This is a genomic window from uncultured Psychrobacter sp. (genome assembly GCF_947495825.1).
Taxonomy (GTDB): domain Bacteria; phylum Pseudomonadota; class Gammaproteobacteria; order Pseudomonadales; family Moraxellaceae; genus Psychrobacter.
In genome coordinates this window covers 1-26,423 of record NZ_CANMAH010000006.1, presented here as the reverse complement: position 1 = coordinate 26,423, position 26,423 = coordinate 1, and the positions used below count along the sequence as shown (strand labels likewise).

At 42.3% G+C, this 26,423-nt stretch carries 20 protein-coding genes, 1 other RNA gene and 1 pseudogene; 14 read left to right on the top strand and 8 right to left on the bottom strand.

All coding sequences use genetic code 11. The annotated features are described in order from the left end of the window. Positions 1 to 146 precede the first annotated feature (146 nt). From ppsA to ssrA, 7 genes are all read left to right on the top strand, one after another. Positions 147 to 2,531 (top strand): phosphoenolpyruvate synthase, encoded by a 2,385-nt coding sequence (ppsA, locus tag Q0895_RS07880; protein WP_299187426.1) that lies wholly within the window; start codon positions 147 to 149, stop codon positions 2,529 to 2,531. Between the two features lie 126 nt (positions 2,532 to 2,657). Continuing rightward, positions 2,658 to 3,635 (top strand): RDD family protein, encoded by a 978-nt coding sequence (locus tag Q0895_RS07875; RefSeq protein ID WP_299187423.1) that lies wholly within the window; start codon positions 2,658 to 2,660, stop codon positions 3,633 to 3,635. Between the two features lie 230 nt (positions 3,636 to 3,865). Next, the gene (rpsF, locus tag Q0895_RS07870; protein ID WP_058368568.1) at positions 3,866 to 4,264 is read left to right on the top strand and encodes a 30S ribosomal protein S6; all 399 of its coding nucleotides are present in this window, start codon (positions 3,866 to 3,868) and stop codon (positions 4,262 to 4,264) included. 16 nt (positions 4,265 to 4,280) lie between these two features. Next, complete coding sequence (gene rpsR, locus Q0895_RS07865) at positions 4,281 to 4,508, top strand: 30S ribosomal protein S18 (RefSeq protein WP_058368567.1); 228 nt, start codon at positions 4,281 to 4,283, stop codon at positions 4,506 to 4,508. A gap of 25 nt (positions 4,509 to 4,533) precedes the next feature. After that, complete coding sequence (rplI, locus tag Q0895_RS07860) at positions 4,534 to 5,046, top strand: 50S ribosomal protein L9 (protein ID WP_058368566.1); 513 nt, start codon at positions 4,534 to 4,536, stop codon at positions 5,044 to 5,046. A 99-nt stretch (positions 5,047 to 5,145) separates the two neighbouring features. Next, positions 5,146 to 6,435, top strand: a complete 1,290-nt coding sequence (locus tag Q0895_RS07855) for a questin oxidase family protein (protein WP_299187414.1) — start codon at positions 5,146 to 5,148, stop codon at positions 6,433 to 6,435. 179 nt (positions 6,436 to 6,614) lie between these two features. After that, positions 6,615 to 6,973, top strand: a transfer-messenger RNA (tmRNA) gene (gene ssrA / locus Q0895_RS07850). Between the two features lie 73 nt (positions 6,974 to 7,046). Here the strand turns inward: ssrA and Q0895_RS07845 are convergent. The 4 genes from Q0895_RS07845 to prmB form a co-directional block, all read right to left on the bottom strand. Continuing rightward, positions 7,047 to 7,484, bottom strand: coding sequence for a hypothetical protein (locus Q0895_RS07845; RefSeq protein ID WP_299187411.1), 438 nt, complete (start codon positions 7,482 to 7,484; stop codon positions 7,047 to 7,049). A 271-nt stretch (positions 7,485 to 7,755) separates the two neighbouring features. Beyond that, entirely contained in the window at positions 7,756 to 8,427 is a 672-nt protein-coding gene (locus Q0895_RS07840; protein WP_299187408.1) for a dienelactone hydrolase family protein, read from the bottom strand. 179 nt (positions 8,428 to 8,606) lie between these two features. Beyond that, positions 8,607 to 9,710, bottom strand: a complete 1,104-nt coding sequence (gene aroC, locus Q0895_RS07835; RefSeq protein WP_299187404.1) for a chorismate synthase — start codon at positions 9,708 to 9,710, stop codon at positions 8,607 to 8,609. A 66-nt stretch (positions 9,711 to 9,776) separates the two neighbouring features. Continuing rightward, the gene (gene prmB, locus Q0895_RS07830) at positions 9,777 to 10,961 is read right to left on the bottom strand and encodes a 50S ribosomal protein L3 N(5)-glutamine methyltransferase (RefSeq protein ID WP_299187402.1); all 1,185 of its coding nucleotides are present in this window, start codon (positions 10,959 to 10,961) and stop codon (positions 9,777 to 9,779) included. A gap of 429 nt (positions 10,962 to 11,390) precedes the next feature. Here prmB and Q0895_RS07825 point away from each other — a divergent pair, with 429 nt between their 5' ends. Beyond that, on the top strand, positions 11,391 to 12,809 hold the full coding sequence (locus Q0895_RS07825; RefSeq protein ID WP_299187399.1) for a L,D-transpeptidase family protein: 1,419 nt from the start codon (positions 11,391 to 11,393) through the stop codon (positions 12,807 to 12,809). 103 nt (positions 12,810 to 12,912) lie between these two features. Here the strand turns inward: Q0895_RS07825 and Q0895_RS07820 are convergent, their stop codons facing one another. Next, on the bottom strand, positions 12,913 to 13,125 hold the full coding sequence (locus Q0895_RS07820) for a hypothetical protein (RefSeq protein WP_299187397.1): 213 nt from the start codon (positions 13,123 to 13,125) through the stop codon (positions 12,913 to 12,915). A 348-nt stretch (positions 13,126 to 13,473) separates the two neighbouring features. Between Q0895_RS07820 and Q0895_RS07815 the strand changes: the two genes are divergently transcribed. From Q0895_RS07815 to Q0895_RS07795, 5 genes and pseudogenes are all read left to right on the top strand, one after another. Next, the gene (locus Q0895_RS07815) at positions 13,474 to 15,096 is read left to right on the top strand and encodes a DUF389 domain-containing protein (protein WP_299187395.1); all 1,623 of its coding nucleotides are present in this window, start codon (positions 13,474 to 13,476) and stop codon (positions 15,094 to 15,096) included. Positions 15,097 to 15,274: 178 nt separating this feature from the next. Further along, a complete protein-coding gene (gene alaS, locus Q0895_RS07810; RefSeq protein WP_299187392.1) occupies positions 15,275 to 17,947 on the top strand; it encodes an alanine--tRNA ligase in 2,673 nt (890 codons plus the stop codon). 294 nt (positions 17,948 to 18,241) lie between these two features. Next, positions 18,242 to 19,528, top strand: coding sequence for an aspartate kinase (locus tag Q0895_RS07805; RefSeq protein WP_299187389.1), 1,287 nt, complete (start codon positions 18,242 to 18,244; stop codon positions 19,526 to 19,528). A gap of 432 nt (positions 19,529 to 19,960) precedes the next feature. Next, positions 19,961 to 20,128: pseudogene (gene csrA / locus Q0895_RS07800) on the top strand (carbon storage regulator CsrA); the annotation flags it as partial. A 105-nt stretch (positions 20,129 to 20,233) separates the two neighbouring features. Next, positions 20,234 to 20,608 carry a HopJ type III effector protein gene (locus tag Q0895_RS07795; RefSeq protein WP_299187386.1) on the top strand — a complete coding sequence of 125 codons (375 nt, stop codon included), beginning with the start codon at positions 20,234 to 20,236 and terminating at the stop codon, positions 20,606 to 20,608. Positions 20,609 to 20,726: 118 nt separating this feature from the next. On the opposite strand, the gene Q0895_RS07790 is transcribed toward Q0895_RS07795, so the two are convergent. Then, on the bottom strand, positions 20,727 to 21,038 hold the full coding sequence (locus tag Q0895_RS07790; RefSeq protein ID WP_299187383.1) for a DUF1315 family protein: 312 nt from the start codon (positions 21,036 to 21,038) through the stop codon (positions 20,727 to 20,729). A gap of 34 nt (positions 21,039 to 21,072) precedes the next feature. Beyond that, positions 21,073 to 22,077, bottom strand: coding sequence for an NAD(+) kinase (locus Q0895_RS07785; RefSeq protein WP_299187380.1), 1,005 nt, complete (start codon positions 22,075 to 22,077; stop codon positions 21,073 to 21,075). 321 nt (positions 22,078 to 22,398) lie between these two features. Between Q0895_RS07785 and Q0895_RS07780 the strand changes: the two genes are divergently transcribed. Continuing rightward, positions 22,399 to 23,118: a Bax inhibitor-1/YccA family protein gene (locus Q0895_RS07780; protein ID WP_299187377.1), complete on the top strand. Its 720-nt coding sequence runs from the start codon at positions 22,399 to 22,401 to the stop codon at positions 23,116 to 23,118. Between the two features lie 146 nt (positions 23,119 to 23,264). On the opposite strand, the gene Q0895_RS07775 is transcribed toward Q0895_RS07780, so the two are convergent. Next, positions 23,265 to 26,087 (bottom strand): heavy metal translocating P-type ATPase, encoded by a 2,823-nt coding sequence (locus tag Q0895_RS07775; RefSeq protein WP_299187705.1) that lies wholly within the window; start codon positions 26,085 to 26,087, stop codon positions 23,265 to 23,267. Positions 26,088 to 26,423: the final 336 nt, after the last annotated feature.

The window sequence follows — 26,423 nt, the reverse complement described above, 5'->3', positions numbered from 1 at the left end:
ATTGTTGACTTATAAATTATTGCTAAACTCTATAATTTGTATCTTTTTCATAAGTTTTTTGGTTTAACCCCTCGAAATTATCCAAATATAGCGGTATAATTTACCGTTATAATCTTTACTAAATAACCTTATTTTCTGGAGTTATCATGGCAGCGCAATCTACAGCACTTGTGATCAATCTTGATCAGTTAGGAAAAAACGACATTGATATGGTCGGTGGTAAGAATGCCTCGCTTGGCGAGATGATCAGTCATCTGTCTGATTTGGGCGTTAGCGTTCCAGGCGGTTTTGCGACAACATCAAATGCTTTCAATCGTTTTCTGACTGAAACAGGTTTGCTTGATAAAATCAATGGTGAACTTAAAGCGCTAGATGTTGACGATGTAAATAAGCTTACGGCAACAGGTAAAAAAATCCGTAATTGGATTATTGAACAAGAGCTACCAGAAGATTTGGAGAAAGAAGTTCGCCAGTCATTTGAAGAGATGAGCGGCGGCAAAGACATCGCTGTCGCGGTGCGTTCTTCTGCCACTGCCGAAGACTTGCCAGATGCGTCATTTGCTGGTCAACAAGAGACTTTTTTGAACATTCGCGGTATTGATAATGTACTACTCGCTATTAAAGAGGTGTTTGCTTCTTTATATAATGACCGTGCTATTTCTTACCGTGTACATAAAGGTTTTGAGCATGAAGGTGTGGCCCTCTCTGCCGCTGTACAACGTATGGTACGCTCAGAAACAGGCGCAGCTGGCGTTATGTTCACCTTAGATACCGAAAGTGGCTTTGATCAAGTGGTCTTTATCACATCAAGTTATGGCTTGGGTGAGATGGTCGTTCAAGGTGCTGTGAACCCTGATGAGTTTTACTTGTCAAAACGCCTACTTGCTGATGGTAAACCTGCAATTATTCGCCGTAACCTTGGTAGCAAACATAAGAAGATGATCTACGGTGATGAAGGCAGCACGACTAAATCAGTCAAAACGGTCGATGTCGAAAAACAAGATCGTATGCAGTTCTCGTTATCCACTGAAGAGCTGACTGATCTTGCCAAACAAGCAATGACTATTGAAAAGCATTATGGTCAAGCCATGGATATTGAGTGGGCAAAAGATGGCGATACTAACGAACTCTTTATCGTGCAAGCCCGTCCTGAAACGGTAAAAAGTCGTCAAGACAGCACCGTTATGGAGCGCTATGTCATTGATACGACTGGTGCTAAAGTATTGTGCGAAGGTCGCTCAATCGGTCAACGCATTGGCGCAGGTAAAGTACGTATCGTTAGCAACCTAAACGAGATGGATAAAGTACAAGACGGTGACGTTTTAGTATCAGACATGACAGATCCAGATTGGGAACCTGTCATGAAGCGTGCTTCAGCCATCATTACTAACCGCGGTGGCCGTACTTGTCACGCTGCCATTATTGCCCGTGAGCTAGGTGTTCCAGCTATCGTTGGTTGTGGTAATGCCACTGAATTACTGGTCGACGGTCAAGACGTTACTGTCTCTTGTGCCGAAGGTGACACAGGCTTTATCTATGAGAGTCAGATCGATTTTGAAGTTCAGACCAACTCTATTGAGTCTATGCCAGAGCTGGCATTTAAAGTCATGATGAACGTGGGTAACCCAGACCGCGCCTTCTCGTTTACACAAATGCCAAACGAAGGTATCGGCCTTGCACGTCTTGAATTTATCATCAACCGTATGATTGGCGTGCATCCAAAAGCACTGCTTAATATGAACAGCTTACCACGTGAGATATCACAAGCGATCAACGAGCGTATCGCAGGCTATGCTTCACCTGTTGATTTCTATGTTGATAAATTGGTCGAAGGTATCTCAACACTAGCCGTTGCCTTTATGGATCAGCCAGTTATCGTTCGTATGTCAGATTTTAAATCAAACGAATATGCCAACTTGCTTGGTGGTAAATTATACGAGCCATCAGAAGAAAACCCAATGCTAGGCTTCCGCGGTGCCAGCCGTTACGTGTCTGACAACTTCCGTGACTGCTTCGAGCTTGAGTGTAAAGCACTAAAACGCGTACGTGATGAGATGGGTTTGACTAACGTCGAGATTATGATTCCTTTCGTACGTACCGTTGGTGAAGCAGCAGAAGTCATCGAATTACTTGAGAAAAATGGCCTAAAACGCGGTGAAAATGGTCTACGCGTCATTATGATGTGTGAGCTACCAACCAACGCCTTACTAGCAGAAGAATTCCTAGAACACTTCGATGGTTTCTCAATCGGCTCAAACGATTTGACCCAGTTAACGCTTGGTCTTGATCGTGACTCAGGTATCGTCTCACATTTATTTGATGAGCGTGATCCTGCAGTTAAAAAGCTTTTGTCTATGGCGATCAATGCTTGCCGCAAAGCTGATAAGTACATTGGTATTTGTGGTCAAGGGCCGTCAGATCACCCAGATCTTGCTTTTTGGCTCATGGAGCAAGGGATCAGCTCAGTGTCACTTAACCCCGACTCAGTACTAGACACTTGGTTCTTTTTAGCAGGTGAAGAAGCACAATAAGCCATCACGTTAAGTCACAGCAACAATTTACACAGTCATTAAAGCTGTAACGATTAGGGTCTATTTGATTTTTTCGAATAGACCCTAATATAATGACTTAAGATATGACTAATCATGTAGGCAATTATGCAGATTTTCCTTGCTCGAAATAACGTACAAGCTGGTCCATATACTTTGGATCAGTTAAATATCATGCTGACATCTGGTGAAGTAGTACTGGATGATTTGATATGGCATGAAGGCTTAGATAAATGGCAGCGTATTGGGGATCTAACGGGCAATCAGTATTCTTACCATCCTACTGATGTTTCTACCTCTAATGACTCTATTATCAATAACGTGACGGTCTTTCCAGAAGACAAGTCTAGCACCACTCAAGACAGCAAATCAGTATCACTAGATAGACTGTATGGCAAGCCTGAACGTCCAAAAGACACAGCCAAAAATACAAAAGCGGACATGACAACCAATCGTCATCAAACGCCGCATAATAACCTGTCCTTAAATAAGTCGACTGGCAATAAGACAGCATCGCACAAAGACAAGATGGTTGGTAATGTCGTCCTTGCGCCTATTATGTCACGAGTATTAGCTACTGCGCTTAATGGTCTATTGTATGTATTAGCGATTTTTCCGCTAGTGCTGGCATTGACCAAAATGGACATAGACTACTCAAAGTTTCAAGACATTCAGAACATGGATGCCGCGTATCAGTACTCAATGACATTGATGGAGAGCTTACCTAGCTCTACATTAATGATGTCACAGGTAATGGTTTTTGGATTATTTGCGCTGCAATTGGTATTTATCACATTACGTGGACAGTCGCTTGGTAAGCTTATCACTGGCATTCGTGTCGTCGATCAAACCACACATCGTATACCATCTTTTCTTAAACTTATCGGTATGCGTACCTTACTACTCTTTATCATCTATAACCTATTGTTTTCATTTACAAGCTTCTTAGGATTTGTTGTCATTGCCATTCATTACTTTATGGCGTCTAAGAGCCCTGAAAATGTAGGATGGCATGATAAGGTTGCTAAAACCTTGGTAGTCAAAGCTGATAGTAGCCAATTGGCAAAGCAACCAGTAGTAAAATAACTATATTTGCCCACTCAAAACCATATAGACCCATAAAAAGCAGCGCTTAGTCGTTGCTTTTTTATTTATTAGTAGACAACAGTATTAACCTTTGTGTTAGGACTCGACTACTGCTATAATACGGCGCTTTATAACCTAAGCTTTACTTCTCTACATGAGAACAAGTTTACCTTATAAATCTCCTTGCTATTAACATAGGGTTAATAGCTACTAATCCGTAAGGAGTCCAAATGAGACATTACGAGCTGGTGTTAATCGTACACCCAGACCAAAGCGACCAAGTGGTTGGCATGGTTGAACGCTATATCAAATTGGTTCAAGACAACGGTGGTGTTATCCATCGTCTTGAAGATTGGGGTCGCCGTCAATTGGCTTATCCAATCAACAAGATTCACAAAGCTCACTACGTCCTTTTCAATATCGAAACTGACGGTGATACTTTAGCTGAACTTGAAGAATTATTCCGCTATAACGATGCGATCATTCGTAGTCTAGTTATGCGCCGTGACGAAGCTGTCACTGAAGAGTCGCAGTTAGCCAAGAATGCCGATGAAAAACGCGCACGCAAAGCAACTACTCGTCGTCCAGACAATCGTGAAAACGACGACAACGACAACAGTGAAGACTAATTAAAGGAGAATACTCATGGCACGTTTCTATCGCCGTCGCAAATTCTGCCGTTTCACTGCTGAAGGCATCACTCACATCGATTATAAAGATGTTGAATTGCTAAAACAGTACATCAGTGATAATGGTAAAATCGTACCAAGCCGTATTACCGGTACATCTACTAAGTATCAGCGTCAACTAGCCACTGCTATCAAGCAAGCTCGTTACCTCTCACTACTTCCGTATACTGACAACCATCAGTAATTTAACCGTTAACTAGGAATGACTCATGCAAATTATTTTGTTACAGCGTATCGTCAACCTTGGTAAACTCGGTGAAACTGTCGATGTAAAACCAGGTTACGGTCGTAACTTTCTTATCCCTCAGGGCAAAGCGCTACCTGCGACCAAAGCTAACATTGAAAAGTTCGAAGCACGCCGTGCTGAGCTTGAAGCTGAAGAAGCAAAAGAAATCGCTACTGCTCAAGAGCGTGCTGACGCATTAACTGACGTTAATGTCATCATGCGTGCTAAATCAGGTGACGAAGGCAAGCTATTTGGCTCTATCGGTACTCGCGATATCGCTGAAGCATTGACTAACTCAGGTCTAGAAGTTGACCGTGCTGAAATCAAGCTACCTGAAGGCACTCTACGTCAAGTGGGCGAATACAATGTTGATATTCAGCTACACCATGACGTTACTGCTAGCATCTTGGTCACTATCTTGTCTGAAGATGGCGACAACGAAGACGCAGCTGAAGAAGACGTTGCAGACGAGAACGAAGATTACTCTGAAGAGTAATATCTGAAAGATTAGTTCTTAGTCTAAAAAGCCAGTCATGTTATGTGACTGGCTTTTTTATGTTATATTTTATGTGTTATTACGCCATAGAGCATGGAGATGACTTTTTATTCAAAGCCAAATTATTCTAAGCACTTACACGACTGGCTTAAACGTGGTCGCAATTGGCATATTGAGTATGATGACTATCTGTCCAATCATATTACTCATAATTGGATAGCGCTTGATGCTGCAGGCGTCAGTCAAGATAAGATGCAATGGTGGCAAAACGTGTATGTTAATGATGCTATAAATAAAGGGACTGCAAGCGCAGCAAAAGGGCCTGAAATGCTGGCGCCGCCACGTCATAATGCGCTTGATTATACTGCAATAACAGATGTTAATTGGATGCATAACATACAGTCTACTCGCATTGCGTTTGAAGCCTATCGTGACTTTTTTGATAACAAGATAGCAAAGATTGGGTTAAGTGCTTGCTTAAAACGCTACTACCCTGCGTTATCAGAGGGCATGGCAGGAGCGGCAATGCATGCTGTCATCCATACTGGCTGGGCGGTCGATGTCGAGTCCGACAACATGGCAAGCGAGGGGTTGGCCTATATGGCAACTGCCTTTCAACCATTAGCGACAGGCACTCACCATAGTCAACATCAATTATGGTCGCCTGATGCGCCAAACGCCATCGATGCGCTTAAACAGATTTTAATTAATGATAGCGTGTCGCAGTTGACTAAACGAGCAGATGAGCTCAGTCGAACCGACGATTACGAGCGGCTAAATAGAGGCAGCTTTCAGCAGCGCCTAATTACCTTTGATAATTTTAATGAGCCAATGGCGCAGTTTCTTAATGATAACGTGATATTAAGACTGCCCAATATTGGGAGTGATCTTACCGCATCTATTGAAGAGTTGACTGTGATTGCAGCGAGCGCTGTATATGGTAGTGATAATGAGTTTTTTATCGTTCATGGCTTAACCAGTCTGCATGCCGTATTATGTGTCCTACCCCATCTTGATGAGATGGCACAGCGTCAGGCACTGGCCTATTGGTTTCGCGCACTAATCGCTACAATGATCATTCAAGGTAACCCTGATAGCAAAAATACACTTACCGCTCTTAAAACTTGGCAAGCAGAAAAAAATATACCCAACAATCATCAGCTAAGTGATAATGACAAAGCATGGTGGCTACAGACCTTGCAATCGACTACCGATAGTCTCGATGAGCATGTACCTAAGACCGTTTATGTGCTAAAGCGCTGGGCTGAATGGCAGGCTTTTTCAAAGGCATCGCATGATATATTCGCTAAAACCGCGCTTAATATTGCCATGCCTCATAAAGAAGGCAAGTTGCATGAGAATTTATGGTTTAGTAATTCATCTTCTTGAATTAATAGGAAAGTAGACAACCTCTCTTTATTTATCGTAAAAACGCCCCATATAATAGGTCTATGAACGAACAATAGTGTTCATCAGGCTAGTATAATATAGTATGTTATTAAGTGTAATGTCCGCATATAAGGCCATTGCCAAAACCACCATTATATATTATAATACGTCGTTCTATTGGGGATGTTCTGGCTTCGACGCTGGTGATGAAACTCAATGATGCATGTCGAGAGTGTATGTCCTCTCGTTAATCAAACATATATTGTTATAGTCGCAAACGACGAAACTTACGCTCTAGCAGCTTAAACCCTGCTTACTGCGCTGCCGATTACCTATAGTTGGTTAGCCCAGTTGAAGCGTCCGTATATAGGTTCGCCACAAGGGATTGTCTCAATCGCTTGGGTTCAAAAGTAGAGAATCGTCCAATCCATCCTGACTGTCGGATCGGTGCGGATTAAAACTAAAGACAGAAACTAAACATGTAGATTCATGAGCGTAATGCTGGCGGACGCGGGTTCAACTCCCGCCATCTCCACCAAATACTAAAAACCGACCACTTTATATGGTCGGTTTTTTTATGTGCAAATTTTCTAGTTTTCGCTTCTCATCTTTTAGATAGCAGGATTATCCAAACTCCATTGATATAGCTTCTCAAGTCCATAACTTGCTGGATCTACCAGCTCTAACATATCAGCACATGCTTCAGAACAGAATAGGCGATATTCAGGATTATAAAACCCTGGAATGACAGTCCTGATTAAAGCCAAATAGTCATATTTAAAGTTCTTACGCTTGTTAAACCAACGTATGGCGTAGTCAATATCACACACAACTGGTGTCAGCACCCAGTGACTAGGCTCCATATGAATAGTTTTACGTCGTAGGCCACCATCGCGATGACTTGAGCTAATACAGTCGTAACGTTGCTCGCCTAACTCATTAATCACAAGCTCACAATGACTATAGGGCGAACCATCGATTGCACTAATAATACGGTCTAATAACTTTCCTTGCTCTGCGATATAAAATGCCAAATAAGTAGTTCTCATCTTAAGCCTCCAGAAACACTTTCTAGATTTAGTCTTAGATTAAAAACACAGATAATGTTGTTCAAAAAATATACTATAGTATATATCTTACGTGACTGGACAAAAGAATAGTCATAAATGAGGTTAAATTCTGTTAATTACTAAGTTATAAGTTTGATGCACTTTAACGAACATATAAAAAACTCCATCACTATGGATGGAGTTAATATAAGGTTGATTATGGAATTAGCATTGTTACTTTATTATTATTACTTTATTTAAATATAGCTTTTTATACCAACACTTTGTTTAGCCATTTACCAATATTTTGAATTTGCGGCATACAGACCTGATGCGCCATTGGATAGGTATTATATTCAACATCATACCCTTTATCTGATAACAACTGCTGTGCTTGCTGACCCAAAATTACAGGAACAACTGGGTCATGAGTGCCATGTTCGATTAATATCGGTATCTCTTTATTAGCAGCACTATAATCAATATTATCATTGGTTGCTAGATACGTAGATAAGGTCATTAGTCCCGCCAAACGTTCTGGATAGCCAAGAGCGACATGATAAGCCACTGCCCCGCCCTGCGAAAATCCTGCGATAACGATATGCTCAGGTTTAATGCCACGTTCAATCTCACGACGAATCAAATCATGGATTTGCTGAGAAGAGGTCTCTATCTGAGCCAAATCGACTTTACGCTCAAGACTCATCTCCAAAATATCATACCATGCTGGCATCACCATGCCACCGTTTACTGTCACTGGACGCTTGGGTGCATGCGGAAAAATAAAACGTACTGCCATATCATCAGATAGCCCAAGCTGCGGTACCACTGGCTCAAAATCATGACCACTAGCACCTAAGCCATGTAACCAGATAACCGCTTTATCTATCTCTTTTTGTGATGGGTTATGCTCAACAATGACAGCATCTAAATAATTACTCATATTCTTTAGGCTCCTTTGAATAAAATTATGGATACAAACAATTTATGCTTTCTATAGAACTAGTTTTTGTAGTCGGTTTTGGTCTTTATTTTTTAATTTTCCACAAAAAAAGCCTTTGGTTGTTTCTAATTAGATTAGACTAGAATCAACAAAAGGCTGATAGCTCTTTGAATGCAGTTTTAAGTAATCGACTCTACCGGCGGTTTAACATCTGCGTTTTGACCACGATGGCGCAGATAATGATCGAGCAAGACGATTGCTAGCATAGCCTCAGCGATAGGTGTGGCACGTACTCCAACGCAAGGATCATGACGGCCTTTGGTTAGCATATCGATTGCTTCACCGTCTGTATTTATACTCTTACCAGGGGTAGTAATGCTAGAGGTCGGTTTAAGGGCGATACTGACGCTGATATTCTGACCCGACGAGATACCACCTAAGATACCGCCAGCATGATTGGCAGTGAAGCCATCTGGGGTCAGCTCATCACGAGAGCTATGCCCAAACTGTCCAGCTACCGCCATACCATCACCAATCTCTACCCCTTTTACCGCATTGATGCTCATCATTGCATGGGCAATATCAGCGTCTAAGCGATCAAATACGGGTTCGCCAAGTCCGACTGGTACGCCACTGGCAATAACTTCTAAGCGTGCGCCGCAGCTAGTACCTTCTCGGCGTAGGTTGTCTATCAATGTCTCAAAGCGACCAATAGCTTCTTTATCGGCACAGAAAAACGGATTGCTATTTACAAACTCCCAATCGATTTGGCTAGGGTCTGTGACGTTACTATACTCATTACCGATTTGAGTTACATGACCATGAATTTGTACACCCAAGCGCTCTTGCAAATATTTCTTAGCGATAGCACCGGCAGCGACCCGCATCGCCGTCTCACGGGCTGACGAGCGACCGCCGCCGCGATAGTCGCGAAAGCCATACTTCATACTATAAGTATAGTCGGCATGTCCTGGACGAAAAGTATCTTTAATCTCACTATAGTCTTTTGATTTTTGATTGGTATTACGAATCAGCAGACCGATAGAGGTACCAGTGGTTCTACCTTCAAATACACCAGAGATAATCTCAACTTCATCAGACTCACGGCGCTGGGTTGAATACTTAGAGGTACCTGGCTTGCGGCGGTCTAAATCTACCTGTAAATCTTCTGCAGATAATGCTAAACCTGGAGGTATGCCATCAACGATAGCCAACAAACCTACGCCATGCGACTCACCGCAAGTGGTGACGGTAAAAACCTGACCAATACTATTACCTGCCATATCTATCCCTAAACCAATAAAAATCTGTTTATATGTACTTACTAATGGATCAAAAGCGCTGGCTTATTACTGACTGTTATCTAACAACTGTACGTAATGCGCGAACAATTCACGATGCGCCATCAGCTCATCAAAAGTAATCGCAAAAATACCATGACCACCGAGCGCAAACTTTAGCCAATCAAACTGAATGTCTGGATAAGCTTGTCTAAGCGCCCACTCACTATCACCCACTTCACACACTAACAAGCCTTCAGGACTCAAATATTCTGGCGCTTCAAATAAAATACGATGCACCAAATCCAGTCCATCTTGTCCAGCAGCCAGTGCTTGCTCAGGCTCATACAAAAACTCAGGTGGCAAGTCGGCCATGATAGCAGCATCAACATAAGGAGGATTGGTCACAATAAGCTCATATTGGTTTTCAGCTGGAATCTTCGCAAATAGATCTGATTCAATCACGTTGACTTGATGACCAAGATCATGATGATCAACGTTGACCATCGCCACCTCTAACGCTCCATTATCAATATCGACCGCATCGACTAGGGCATCAACGAAACGTGTCGCAAGTGCAATGGCAATACAACCAGAACCAGTGCATAGATCTAAAATGCGCTCTGGTTGTGATAATTGCTTCATATCAAGCCCATGATCATAAAACACAGCTGGTTGACCGTTGATGGTGGCACCTAGTGGCTTGGCAAGCTCATTGACATCAAAGTATGGATGAAACTGCTGGCGAATCAACTCCGCTATAGGCGAGCGCGGAATAAGAACGCGTTCATCGACATAAAAAGGCAGATCACAAAAATAAGCCAGATTAATGAGGTAGCTTAGCGGTTTACGTTCGGCAATACGCTCTTCTAGTAAGCTTAGCACCAGCTGCTTTTCTGACGTTGTCAAACGACAATCAAGTATCTGCTCATTGGCTGCCCAATCCAAGGACAAAGAATGCAAAACTATCGCTGATGCTTCAGCAAACTCGTCAGTAGTACCTTGTGCCACAACTACATCATAATTACGTAACTGAGTGACTGAAAAACGAATAAAATCACGTATGCTCAGTAGCTGTTCACGCGCCTCTTCAAGCTCGCCATGTAAGTTTGCAAACTGATTGTCCTCAGTGATTAGACTCGTCTCATCTGTGTCTAATCTATCTTGTAGATCTTGCTCAAAATCTTGAGACTCTTGATCGTTAGAATACTGATTTTGAAATTCTTCTGCACTCATAGTCTGGTGTTCTGACATATCGCACCTTGTTGATTACATGCTCATTAGTCACATGATAGTGGATTAAATAAAACGCTGTGCATGCATTATAGACGTAAACACCGTATAGCGCCAATGACTATAAACCTTACTTTAATAAAACCTCAAAATAAGAGTTTACAGCTATTTATAGTAAACGCATTAATTAAGGATTATTTAATAACTAATCAGCATTTTTTCATTTTTTAAGATTTTTTTATGGGACAACAATATTACTTAAAACTTACTGGTCAAACAGTTTGAGCAACATGCCAGCTAAAATATCAGCCAAATATAACTATATTGTATGTCATACGTCAGCTGTTGACGCTTAGCACTCTACAGGCACAAAAAGATGTATCAAAAGTTTGCTTAGAATCTTAATTGTGCGCATAATAGCTCCATTGTAATAACCTACTATGGTCAAATATGATGAAAATAAAACCTCTTATTACCTCTATGTCTATCGCTGTTATTAGCGCTGGTATGAGTCTCAATGCTCTTGCTGCTACCAATAATGATACGCGCACGATGCCAGTACGCACAGCTGACAAATTACCTGACATTGCTGTACTAGCAAGTCTTGATGTACAAGAGAGTCGTAGCACTTCAATTGATAAAAATAACTCAGTTGCTACGCCGAACATCCAGCCTCAGACTACTGATAGCATGAGTGATCTGATCGACACTAAACAAAAAAATAAAGCACAATCAACAAGCGAGCCAGTCGCTGCGGACAACATGAGCGCAGCCGAGCTGACACGTAAGGACGAGCAATCTGATCGTACCGATGATATTAGTGAAGGTCAGGCGGTAGCAGCTCCGAGCGATATCTCATCTATGGATGCAACAGATCCTTCAACTTTTGAGATGCCTCAGTACGAAAAGAGTCTAGACTTCAATAATGATCCTGCGATCAAAAACATCGAAGACAAAGATGGTAAAAGATATACCACGCTCAACTTGTCAAACTATGCTAAGCAAGTAAATAACGCTACATGGTCGCCGAACATGAAAGTCAATTCAGCGATGACTATTAAGATGCAAGCATTGCTTGACTGGAACCACGCTTCTCCTGGTCCAATCGATGGCGGTTGGGGCATGAATAGTAAAAAGGCGTTAATCAACTTTCAAACGATGAAAGGTTTGCCAGCGACTGGCACGATGGATCAAAAAACGTGGGATGCGCTAACTAAAAATATTCCTGCCAATAAGCCTGTTCTAGTCACTTACACGTTGACTGATGATGATATCAAAACCAACTTTTTGACCACGCCTTCAGGCTCAGAAGCAAAGTCAAAAGTAAAAGGGTTATATTATCAAGATATTAAAGAGATGCTTGCCGAGCGCTTCCATATGGACATACGCTATCTTGATAAGTTGAATAAAAATAAAAACTATCAAGCGGGCGAAACTATTACTGTACTAAATACACGCAAGCCGCTCAACGAGCGTATCAATCGCGTGGTTGCCGATAAAGCGAGCAAAACACTATATGCTTATAATGGTGATAAGCTGGTTGCTACTTATCCAACGACGATTGGTAGTGCTGCCACTCCTTCGCCACAAGGCACCTTTAAGATCATTAATAGAGTTAAGATGCCATGGTATAAAGCCACTGTCGGTGAAGGCAGCGATAAGAAAGTACATATGTTACCACCAGGGCCAAATAACCCTGTTGGCGTCGTCTGGATGGGTTTATCAAAGCCTTCTTATGGCATTCACGGTTCACCCAAACCTGAAGGTATCAGTCGCCAAGCATCAGCGGGTTGTGTACGTCTAACCAACTGGGACGTATTAGAAGTTTACGCCAATATCGAAAATGGCGCGACAGTTGAGCTTAAATAAGAGCCGACTAGTTAATATGCTTAGTTAATATTTTAAAAAGACCTTTATCTTAAAGGTCTTTTTTATTGTATAAACCAGCAACATAGTTGGTAGTCACGACCTTTTAAGCTTTATAACCTGTCTCATTGCCTGTGATACTACTTATCTTTTTGGTGAAGAATAATGCGACTGGCACTGAGATTAAGATACCAATGGCTACAGCAATTTTGATATGCGGTATTTCATTGAATCCTGACACCAATGCTGCAATCATAAGTACGCCGATGGTAACTGTTGCCGTCATTGAGTAGATCATAGAAAATAGTGTCCAGTTCATAACCTAATCCTCATAGTTTGTGTGGGTATATCTCCTTTATACGTTAAATCCACACTAATAGTAAGCTTTTAACATGTACTCGTAGAGCATACATATCGGCTGACTTACCTATAAAACCATGTTACTATAAGGGATTATTTGTCGGTCTATAAAATCTATACCTCCCCTTCTTATTGTATGCATCAATTCTCAGTACCATTCTTATCAACATTGCCTATAAATTACCTATAACATTAGTCATCTGATGTTTTTTAAAATAGTAACTGTTGTCAAAAAACTGCTACGCTCTTCATGTTTTATCATTACAATAGCAGTCCTTCCTTATCTGACTTGCAAAGCCATAATGCCATGACATCATCAATCAATGACTCCTCTGAACCTTCGCCGTCAAAAAAGAACGTATCTGACTTTAAAGACAGTACCGAAAAAAACAGTACCGAAGCTACCAAGACCAAACAGCCATATCCATTGGACAGCGATAATTTGGTTAAAGATGATAGGCAACCTTTAGGTAAAATAAAAGCAGAAGCTAAACATCCCGATCCTGAAATAACCATGACGTCGCCCAGCCCAGATGTCGTCATCGCCTCTGTCGAAAACGTCTCACCTGAAACAGCGACTGCGACAGCACAAGCTGATGATAAAGATAATAACGGACACCTTACTAATAAAACAGAAGAGACTTCTTCGTCTCAAACGTCTCCTACAATACCAGCAGAACCCAATAACAACTCATCACCACCTGCGCTAAATTCAGCGTTGAACGATGGCGTTGATAGCGATGTTGACTCACATACAGGCGAAGATGAAGACAAAAAGAGCCATACTGACACAGAAGACCATCTAACAGACGATGACAAAGTCGATGAAGTCAAAGAAGAAAAAGAAGAAAAACTTGAGTCTTATAAGCAATTTATAGCGGAGCAATTTAGCAATCAAAAGGTAGACTATCCAAAAGTGCGTCTCACTATTGAGGCCAATGCGTTACCTAGCAAAATGTATTTTATAATGAATACTCTCTCCGCTATCATTGCCAGTTATGGATTGATAACCAATTCAGCGGCTGTTGTTATCGGCGCAATGTTGGTGGCTATGGTGTTAGGGCCTATTACTGGTACTGCATTGGCTATTATTGACTATCGCATGCCGCTACTGCGCAGGACGCTGTTTACCGTTATAGCTGGCGTCTCTTTAGTTATTTTGGTAGGCTTTATTGTTGGCTATATACATCAAGGTCAACCACTTTCCTCTGAAATTCTCTCGCGCACCCAGCCGACTTCAATGGACTTAATGATTGCTCTCGCTGGCGGTACTGCTGGTGCTTATGCAATGGTCTCACCGCATCTGTCTGTCGCAGTGGTTGGTGTCGCGGTTGCAACTGCTCTTGTACCACCCCTTGCAGCAAGTGGTATCTTATTTGCCAATGGAGAGACCACGTTAGGTTTTGGTGCAGCCCTGCTCGCTTTGACCAACATTATTGCCATTCAGTTTACGAATGCGATGGTGCTTTGGTTTTTGGGCTTTCGTCGTTTGGTCGATGATGACTACAAATCAAGCACCTATTTGACGTTTTTTCGCCGTAATGCCATCGCTTTATTACTATTGGTCGGCTTGGGTATTTATTTGACCATCAACTTAAACGTTAGCGCCAAACAGCAAGCCTTTGAAAATAACGTCAAAGACGCTATTAACAGCCATTTTATGGATAAAGGTAACGTATTAACCAACACGCAATTTGTGAAAGTTGATGGCTATCAGACTGTACGTGCTGTCATTCGTGGCGAAAACAGTCCGACCTCCTCTGATGTACAAAAGATTGAAGCGGTTATCACTCAAGATATGGCAGATAACTTTCCTAATTACCTACCTATCAAGTTACAATTGCGCTATCTGCCTGTAAAAATAATCGAATCTGATCCTCTAATTCAGAATCAACTTGACGAAACGGATGCTGCGATTTTGACTAAGTAGTGTTAAGTCTGAACCTCTTAATACTTATAAAAGCTACATATAGGTTTGACTGGTGTTTACTAAGCGTCTATTTGTGAATCTTCAACACACCTTATGTGTTTGTGCTAAAATCGCTTGCAAAATTATTTTCTTTATTTTGTCCTTTTTATTTATCTCTATTCGTCAGTAAGGAGCCGCTGTGAGTCAGCCATTTCGCTCAGCCGATATTCGTCAAGCTTTTCTAGATTTTTTTGTGAGCAAGCAGCATACCGTTGTGTCTTCATCAAGTCTCATCCCGCATAATGATCCCACACTGCTATTTACCAATGCCGGTATGAATCAGTTTAAGGAGACGTTTTTGGGCATGGAACCACGTGACTATACACGTGCTGTATCTTCACAAAAATGTGTACGCGCAGGCGGCAAACACAATGATCTGGACAATGTTGGCTATACGGCACGCCATCATACGTTTTTTGAGATGCTAGGTAACTTTTCATTTGGTGATTACTTCAAGCAAGCAGGCATTGCTTATATTTGGGAGTTTTTGACATCTGATGAATGGCTTGGGATAGACAAGGATCGCTTGTACGTGACCATTTATGAAACCGATGATGAAGCCTTTGATATCTGGAATAAAGATATTGGTATTCCTAGCGATCGTATCATTCGCATCGGTGATAATAAAGGCGCACCTTACGCGTCTGATAACTTTTGGACGATGGGTGATACCGGTCCTTGTGGTCCTTGTACTGAGGTCTTTTACGATCATGGTCCTGAGATTGAAGGCGGCTTACCTGGGACCCCTGAAGAAGATGGCGACCGCTACATTGAGATTTGGAACTGCGTATTTATGCAGTTTAATCGTCAAAAAGATGGCACCATGCTGCCATTGCCTGCGCCTAGTGTCGATACTGGTATGGGGCTTGAGCGTATTAGCGCAATTATGCAAAACGTCCATAGCAACTACGAGATTGATTTATTCACTCACTTGATGGATGCCGCTGCTGATATTTTAGATATCCAAAATGAGCAGCAGTCATCGCTTAAAGTGATTGCTGATCACATTCGTGCGGTTGCTTTTTTGATTGCTGATGGTGTCCTGCCAAGTAATGAAGGGCGCGGTTATGTGTTACGCCGTGTCATTCGCCGCGCTGTCCGCCATGGTAATAAGCTTGGTGCAGAGAATGAGTTTTTCTTTAAGATGGTTGCGCCGCTTGTGGCTGAAATGGGAGCGGCCTACCCTGAACTAAAAGACAAGCAGAGCATGATTGAAAATGCCATCAAAAAAGAAGAAACTCAATTTGCCAAGACACTAGCGCAAGGTTTACGTTTGCTTGCCAGCGAACTTACCGACTTACAAGACGGTGATATCCTCTCTGGTGAAGCCGCTTTCAAGCTTTATGACACTTATGGTTTCCCGCTTGATTTGACTGCTGACATCACTCGAGAGCGTGGTATTGTGATCGATGAAGCTGAGTTCGATGAGCATATGCAAGCACAGCGCACGCGTGCACGCGATGCTGGCAAGTTCGACGTTGATTATAGCAGTGTTATTCAAGTTGAAAGCCCTACTGAATTTATAGGTTATGAGCAACTAGAAGAAAACAACGTCAATGTTATTGCTTTATACCAAGACGGTAAGTCTACTGAACATTTAGATGAAGGAGCAGAAGGTGTCGTCATCATTGATCGCACACCGTTTTATGCTGAAGGTGGCGGACAAGTTGGCGAGCTTGGTGAGATTCGTACAACAACAGGCGTGTTTGAAGTACAAGATACTAAAAAGTCTGGACAAGCTATCATTCACTACGGTGTCGTAAATATGGGCCGCGTCAGTGTGCAGCAAACGGCGGACGCACAAGTACTTTCTGATGTTCGTGCCGCTAGTGCCAAAAACCATTCTGCCACTCACCTATTGCATGCAGCATTAAAAGTAGTGTTGGGCGATGAAGTTATACAAAAAGGCTCACTGGTATCAAGTGATGTGCTACGTTTTGACTTTGCTTATGACAAGCCCGTCAGCAGCGCTGAAATCATGCGCGTAGAACGCTTAGTTAATGAACAAATACAAGCTAACGTGCCTGCTTGTATCGAGAATATGTCCATCGATGAAGCCATGCAAAAAGGCGCAGTAGCGCTATTTGGTGAAAAGTATGGCAGTGACGTTCGGGTCTTAACAATGGGCACTGAAAGTGTCGTTGACGGACAGCGTCAGCCCTTCTCTATTGAGCTGTGCGGCGGCATTCATGTACAGCGTACCGGTGATATCGGTGCCTTCAAAATTATTAGTGAGTCTGGTATTGCTGCAGGTATTCGCCGGATTGAAGCTGTTACTGGCATGGGCGCGATAAAATATATCCAGCAAAATGATCAACAGCTGAGCACTTTAGCATCTCAGCTCAAGGTCAAACGTCCTGAAGTAGCTCAGCGTGTACAGACCATGGCAGACAAACAGCGCGACTTAGAAAAACAACTAGAGCGTCTACAACAAAAAATGGCCAGTGCTCAAGCAGCGAGCTTATTAGACGATGTGCAGACGATTGCAGGTACACCAGTATTGATTAGTACTGTTGAGGGTATTGACGGCAAGTCGATTCGCCCTTTAATGGATGACATCAAGTCCAAACTACCAGACAGCGTGATCGTCTTAGTGGGTGATAAAGATGGTCAACTAGCGTTGGCGGCCAGTGTAGCCAAGTCAGTCACTGCTCGTATTAAAGCTGGTGACATCGTTCGTCATCTTGCTAGTGAGTTAGGAGGTAAAGGCGGTGGTAAGCCTGATTATGCACAAGGCGGCGCACCCAAAGCTGATAACACAGGTTTAATCATCAAAGCTCTACCAGCGTGGATTGAGTCACAACTTAGCTAAAGATAGGCGATATGCTCAGATTTTTGTAAATTATCTGATTGGTTATAACCATTATAACCAATCGCCATGTATCTAATGGCTGTTACGACTTAAAATCAGCGTGCTAGTGTGGTATAAAGTATGGCGGTCAGCTCTTAAACCAGTCTGCCATCAAAAAAATAGACAGCACAGCAGTTTTTATCATCCGGCTTTATCGTTATTAGTATCTACCTCGAGCAATAGGAATAAATAGACTCATTGTAGGTTAACGCTAGCAACTTATAGACAGCCATTGTCGAATAATAGGTAAATTTTATGGCTTTAATAGTCCAAAAGTATGGTGGTACGTCGATGGGCAGTATCGACCGTATCAAAAATGTCGCAAAACGCGTCAAACGTTGGCATGATAACGGTCATCAAGTGGTCGTTGTGGTTTCAGCCATGAGCGGTGAAACCAACCGTTTGATTGATCTGGCTCGTCAAATTAGCAGCCAACCAGATCCTCGTGAATACGATCAAATGGTCTCAACTGGTGAGCAAGTGTCAATCTCACTACTAGCTATGGCTATTAAAGAGCTTGGTGTTGGAGCTCGCTCGTTCACCGGCCATCAAGTAGCGATCAAAACAGATAACGCGCACAACAAAGCACGTATCGAAAGCATTGATGATAAAAACATACGTGAACAACTAGACGCTGGTAATATCGTTATTGTGGCAGGCTTTCAAGGTACCGACGAGTATGGTAACGCTACTACCCTAGGTCGCGGCGGCTCTGACACTACTGGTGTTGCGATTGCAGCTGCTTTGGGCGCGGATGAATGCCAAATTTATACGGATGTTGATGGTGTCTATACCACTGACCCACGTGTGACTTCAAAAGCTAAAAAACTTGAGAAAATCACTTTTGAGGAAATGCTCGAAATGGCAAGTCTTGGCTCCAAGATTTTGCAGATTCGTTCAGTAGAATTCGCTGGTAAGTATGGGGTGCCTTTACGTGTACTCTCTAGCTTTGATGAAAATACCGACGGTAGCTTTGATCAAGAATTTCAAGACAATGTCGGCACCCTAATTACGATAGATGAAGGAGACAACATGGAACAGGCAATCATCTCAGGTATCGCATTCAACCGAGACGAAGCAAAAATTGTAGTGCGCGGTGTACCTGATCATCCTGGTATTGCCTCTGCTATCTTAAGCCCGATTGGTCGCGCTAACATTGAGATCGATATGATTGTACAAAATCTTTCGGATCAAGGCACAACAGACTTTACCTTTACCGTCAATCGCACTGACTTAGACAAAACTATGAAGGTGCTAAACAACGAGGTTAAAGATGAGATTGGTGCAAAAGAGATTCTAGGCAATAGCGAAGTTGTCAAAGTTTCTTTAGTAGGCGTGGGTATGCGCTCGCATGCAGGTGTTGCTAGCTTGATGTTCCAAACTCTTGCTGAAAACAACATCAATATCCAAATGATATCGACTAGCGAAATTAAAGTTTCTGTTTTGATTCAAGATCAGCATTTGGAAAAAGCAGTTAAATCATTACATACTGCATTTGGTCTGGACCGTGAAGACGGCGATAGCAAAATTGCTGGGTTGTAAAAACAATATAAAACACTAAGCTTTGATTATATAAGCTTCGATCATCATTAAGACCGTTAAAACTGCGAGGCTGTTTTAACGGTTTTTAGTTAAATAGCCATTGATTACTTTTGGTAATTATTTGCTTCAATAAAGACTTTTTACACCCCTTTTATAATTTTATTGTTGTCAACGTTAGAATTTACCCAATAGTTTTATGAAAACCCGTGACAGTATCTATTATGCCACCTATAATGGGGGCTCATTTGGGCTAAATGAACCTACCTATCATCATCACTTATTGTGTAACACTTTACCTATAGCATAAGGTACATGTATTACCTTATGGTTATCGTAAGTAAGATTTATGTTATAACGATACAGTGATGATCTGTAATTGAGATGTAATGTAATGAGTAATAATTTTTTAATGCGACATAAGGAGTGTGACGCATGCTAATTTTGACACGCCGCGTGGGCGAGACGTTAATGATCGGTGATGAAGTGAGTGTTACTGTTCTAGGCGTCAAAGGCAATCAGGTACGTATAGGTGTCAATGCGCCTAAAGATATTGCGGTACATCGTGAAGAGATTTATCAGCGTATCCAACAAGAGCGTACAGTACAGTCACAGATGCAGCATCTTGAACAAGGCAATTTTGCGCCTTCATTCGATGACGAAGACTACTTTAATCGCTAATTTAACCTGCTTTGAGGTCATTTACTTATGAGTATCCGCCAATCAGACGTATCGGCTTTGCTTAATGGTTTGAACAAAAAAGCCATTGGTTTCAATGATGTTATCAGCTTTATTGATGATTTTTATCGCTATGCGCCAGTGCCATTTGTAAATGGCTTGTTGCATAATGCCGCCGGTGAAAACGAAGGTAGTGCAAAAATTTTTGGCTTTGCTAAACATCATGGCTTAGATCAATTAGACACCCTAAAGCTTTTCGGTGAGCATTACGAAAAGGTAAAAGCTACGCCAAATGGTACAGACCATGCAAACATTCGTAATTTTTTACATTGGGGCTGGCAAGGTTTTCTAATGGAAACAAATCCGCTAACGTTGCGTCCAAACGTAGATACTACTGCACTATAAGCTATATAGTATTTAGTCAATAAAAAGAAGCCACACTATTATGATAGCGTGGCTTTTCTATGTTCAGTTGATTAAGATTGTTCAAACTTATCTCGCTCAATACTATTTAATTATTAAGTTATTTATCACGAAACTTGACGGGCTGAATTGCACCTTTAGGATTAGGCATATTAGGATAATGATGCTCATGTTCCACATCACATTCAGCCCCAACGGTTGAACCATCGTCTTTTATGGGTTTATGAATAAATCCAGTACGCTCAGAAGGAGCCAGATGTTCATGCTCCCAAATCATTACGGCCTGCATGCAAGTAGCACGCTGTTCAGCGCTTAACTTAGTGCCATCAGCCCATTTACCCAGCTCGATAGCAACGCGAAACTTATCAACCAACTCTGGCGTTAGACTTGCTAAGATTGTTTGTTTATCCATTATATCTACTCTCTACTATTATTTTTAGTTATGCTTACTCATCATCTATAATATCATCATCACTATCAAGGCTAAATTCTTCAGCGTGGACGTTCCAGTGTAGCTTAGTACGGCAGGCTTCATAAAAATCAAAGCCTGGCGGGTGCAATAGTGTCAGCTTATCTGGATGCTTACGAATATACAGCCGTTGCTCCTGCTCTAGTGGCACGCTGGGTTTGCCATCGGCGCTGACCATTGGCTGCGTACGATTGTCTTCATGAATACGTATACAAACCTCACTATTACCACTGACCACGATCGGTCTGCTCGATAGCGTATGTGGATGCATAGGCACTAGACATATTGCATCCATACTTGGATGAATAATCGGGCCGCCACCCGACAATGCATAGGCGGTCGATCCTGTAGGCGTTGCAGCAATCAAACCATCGCTGTGCTGACGATAAACATCCTGACCATCAATTTTCATTTGGAAGTCAATCATATGTACCGATTTACCTGCATGCAACACGATATCATTAAGCGCCATGTCCTCATGAAGGATGTCACGTCCTTCTCTTATCTCCATGGTCAATAAAAACCGATGATCAAGCTGATAGTCACCCATCAACACTTGACGTAGTTTAAAGGCAGCTTCATCAGGCTTTACATCAGCCAAAAACCCAAGTCGACCACGATTGACCCCTAACACAGGTACGCGATAACGCGCCAGTGCTTCGGCAGCATGTAAAATAGAACCATCACCGCCGACGACGATGACCAAGTCGCAAATCTCGCCTATCAGACTACGCTTGACGATTTTGACCTTTTCTACTTCAGTCAGATCAAGGGTGGGCAAGTTGGCAGTTTGTACATCCATAATTAACGTCAAACCCATATCATTGATGGTTTGCGCGATTTGAACAAGACTTTGGGTCACGCTACGTTTTCCGGCACGGCCCATCAGACCAATACGTCTAAAAGCAGGGTTTTTTATAGCATGAAACAGCTCTGATTCATGTAAATGCGGCAATCTTTCTGACTGCGCTGAGTTTTCCATAAAACGACTCGGTATAACTGTAAAGTACAGAGCAATGATAGCGATAAATGAGCGTTTAAACTAGCATGTTTTATCAATTATCGTTGTTAACTGTCATAATCGACCCCATATAATAACTATCGTACGCATTCTTTAGGTGTTTTCTTTTGGCTACTAAATAGTACGTCTATATTAGCCAATAAGTGATTTGATAATCACATAAAACCTCTATAGCTAATGCGCAAATGGTGTCACGCAAACATAGTTGACAATAATAACGGTTTTGCTAAAGTAGCTGACATCTGTATTATTTTATTTATATTTTTTATTAAGGATACATGTATGGCCAATCCTATTGTCAGTCGCGCAGAACTTGCGGTCGGCGGTAAGTCGATGACCGTCAAAGGTGTGGTACAAAAGACAACAATGCTATTGGGCTTGTCGGCACTCTCTGGTTTAGGCTTTTTCTTCTATGCCATTGCTGCTGGTTTATCTAGTAGCTTTATTTATATGACTGCAATCGTTAGTATGTTTGCAGGCGTCGGCTTAGCATTTTTTATGATCTTTAAGCCTCATATGGCTAAGACTCTAGCCATTCCTTATGCCTTACTAGAAGGTTTGTTCTTGGGCGGCATCTCAATGATATTTATGAGCATGTATCCAAGCGTACCGTTAACTGCATTATGTGCAACCTTTGTTACAGCTGCGGTTATGTTGGGCTTATATCGCTCGGGTCTAGTGAAGGTCACGGATAAGTTTCGCTCTATCATGATGTCAGCAGTTTTTGCGATTATGATTTTATACGTTGTACAGTGGGGCTTTGTGTTGTTTGGCTCAAGCTTACCATTTTTATTTGATGGCGGCATGATTGCTATTGGCTTTAGCTTGTTTGTTGTTGTTATCGCCTCATTTAGTCTATTATTGGATTTCGATAACATTGAGCGCGGTGTTGCTGCTGGCGTTTCTGAAGACTACGAATGGATATTTAGTGTCGGCATCGTAGCTACTTTAGTATGGATGTATATCGAGTTCCTACGTCTGCTAAGTTATCTGCAAGACTAATCAGAAGTGATATTTCATTAAAATTGTGCTAAAAAAAACCGCCTTTTATTAAAGGCGGTTTTTTTATGGATAAAGCTGATGGCTTGTTAAAACTTGAATTATAACGACAAATACGAACAGACAGATTAGCAATATGCAAATATAGGTTAAGCCCGTTTTAAACGCAGCGCATTTAACACCACTAATAATGAGCTTAGTGACATACCGATAGCAGCAAGCCAAGGCGGAACATAGCCTAAAGCCGCTGGTATTAATACCATACCGTTATAAGTGAGGGCCCAGCGAAAGTTTTGTTTAATAATACGTTCGGCTTTATCAGCGATACGCTTAGCAGCAGTAATCGCTTCAATTTGACCATTCAATATAATACTGTCACTAGATACTTGAGCCAAATCTGCGGCCCCAGCAATCGAGGTAGATACGTCTGCTGCTGCCAATACAGGTGCATCATTGATACCATCGCCGACCATTAAAACGACGGCACCTTCAGCTTGCAGTTTTTGTAAGTGGTTGACTTTATCAGTTGGCGATAAGCCGTTGTAAGCAGATTGCATTCCCAAATCTTTAGCCATTACGAGCGCTTGCGAGCTTGGGTCGCCTGTCAACATAACGGATTCGATACCCAAATCCTTTAGCGTATCGAGCATCACTCTGGCATTATCACGTATCTTATCATTGAAGTAAAAACATGCCAGCGACTGCCACGTACTACTATCGTTTGCTTGATACGATAGCACCACTGCAGAGCTGGCACGATGAGCGTCCAAATCAATGATGGAATCATTCATGGAGCTTATATGCGTATCAGAAACATCGTTGGCTCTATCTAACGCAAAATCTATATGCCCAATACGGTATAAGACGCCCTCAATAGTCGCCTCCACCCCGCCCGCTGGATAATGCTGCAAACCTTGCGCAGGCGGTAAGTGTAACTGATGAGCCGCTGTTAGCAATGCATGAGCAATAGGATGACGGCTGCCTACTTCTAAAGCTGCAGCGATTGCTAATACATCATCTTTTTGCTCAGTTAGCTTTAAATCATAAGTTTTATTTTGGCTTACAGAATCTAACAGCTCAATATTCAATAAGTTTGGCTTACCATAAGTGAGCGTGCCCGTTTTATCAAAGGCTACATGGGTAATCTCGGCAAGCGTCTGCAGCGTATGTCCACGAGTCGTCAAAAACCCATAGCTTGCCAAGCGATTGGTCGAAACCGTCAAAGCAATGGGCGTGGCCAAAGACAGTGCGCAAGGACAAGTCGCCACTAACACAGCGACCGTTGCCCAAATCGCTTGGCTTGGATCAACGATATACCAGCCGATAAACACCAACGCCGACAGTACTAAAATGCGCGCAACGAACCAACGTGCCAGCTTATCCGCCTGCTGAGCCAGCTTTGGCTTCTCACTCATAGCACGGTTCATTAGTCTATCAATCAAGCCTATTTGACTGTCTGCTGGCAGTGCAGTAATCAACATCTCAAACGGCTGACTGTCGTTTTGAGCGCCGCCAACAATATAGTCACCTTGAGTTTTGGCAATCAAATTGCTCTCACCCGTTAATAGGCTCTGAGAAACCGTAGCAGTTGGACTTAGCAAAATACCATCACTGATAATCTCGGAACCCGCCTCAACCATGATGATATCGCCCACTTGTAAGCTATGCGCGGTGACCATCTGTTTGTCTTCTTTGTCGTATGCCACGCTTGCGCGCTGTGTTTGCCACGCTTGCGCGATGCGCACTGTCAGCTGCTGTAGACTGGTATCCATGTTTTGGGTAAAATCCGCGATGGTGTTTGATGTGTCGTCAGCATCTGCTGCGCTATTAGCACTGCTCATACCGCTCGCGTCTCCGAAGTGGGCAGCATTCTCAGAATTATTGACGCCATCTTGTATCGGAGTGTTTTGATCAAATTGTTGTAATATCTGTGCAGCGGCGTCCTTGTCTTCAGCGACTTTTTGTACCAACACCGGCTCGACGACGACTAGGTCATTTGCCATAGTCGCCGCTTTTAGACGTGCATTATGCTCTATATAACGCCCTGCCAATAAGAAGAAAATAAACATACTGACCGAGTCATAATACGTCTCTCCTTGACCGGTAACCGTGGCATAGAGACTAGTAAAGAAAGTAACAATCAAGGCAATACTGACTGGCACATCCATATTGACTTGGCGTGCACGAATCGCTGACCAAGCCGAGGTAAAAAACGGTATACCTGCATAAAAAAACACAGGCGTACTAACAAATAAAGACACCCAGCGTAAAAAGTCGCGCTGGAATATCAGCATATCGCTATATTCACCAAAATAAATCGCTACGGCATACATCATCGCCTGCATGGAACCCAATGCCGCAATACCAAGCCTTAGTAGCATCTGATTATTGTGACGTGCCAGCATAGCCTCATGGGTATCTTGCCGATAAGGTTTTGCTTCATAGCCGATCTCATTGATGACAGCTAAGATGCGACTAATAGGTAGCTTGCTTTCATCCCAAATCACTCGCATGCGCTGATTGGTCAAGTTCACCTGACATTTACGAATACCGTCTAACTCATCTAAACGCGATTCGATCAACCAGGTACATGCTGCACAGCGTAGATTGTTGACAGACAACTCCGCAACGGACATACCATCTTGTGCATAGACAAACTGCGACTTGATTTCATCATTATCATAGGCTTCAAGGCGAGTTAATTGAGTAGGTAGACTGGCTGTCCGGTTAATCTCTGAGCGGTCAAGGTAGTACTGTTCAAGTCCAGCTTCTACGATGCTTTGAGAAGCCAGTTGACAGCCCATACAACACATTTCACGTGACTCACCTAATATCTCAGCATGAAACGGTGGCTGCGGTACTGGATCACCGCAATGAAAACAGTGACCTGCAAGCGGCAATACCAAGCCTTCAGTGATAGAGCTGTCTTCATGAGATGTGATTGCAGGTATTGATGATGAGACACTAGACATAACCGTGCTTACTTCCTTTAGACATACTGCTTCATAGATATTGTGTTGCATAAATATTGCTTGATTTAGACTAAATTTAAGCTTAACAATAACCCAGCAACTATTGATAAAATAACAGCAGACAATCCATACAAAAAATACCATTTTTGGACGTATAGACTGTTATCCTATATGGCACTCATTAAACAAATTAAAACCTTATAACCAGTCATATATAAGTTAATGCAGTATTAAAACCCATTCGTTAGATACAAAGTTTTTGGGGCTGTAGTAGATAAGCACTATGCTAGACTACTTTTATGAAGATAACCCGTTGTAAACTAAGTAAAAAAGTAC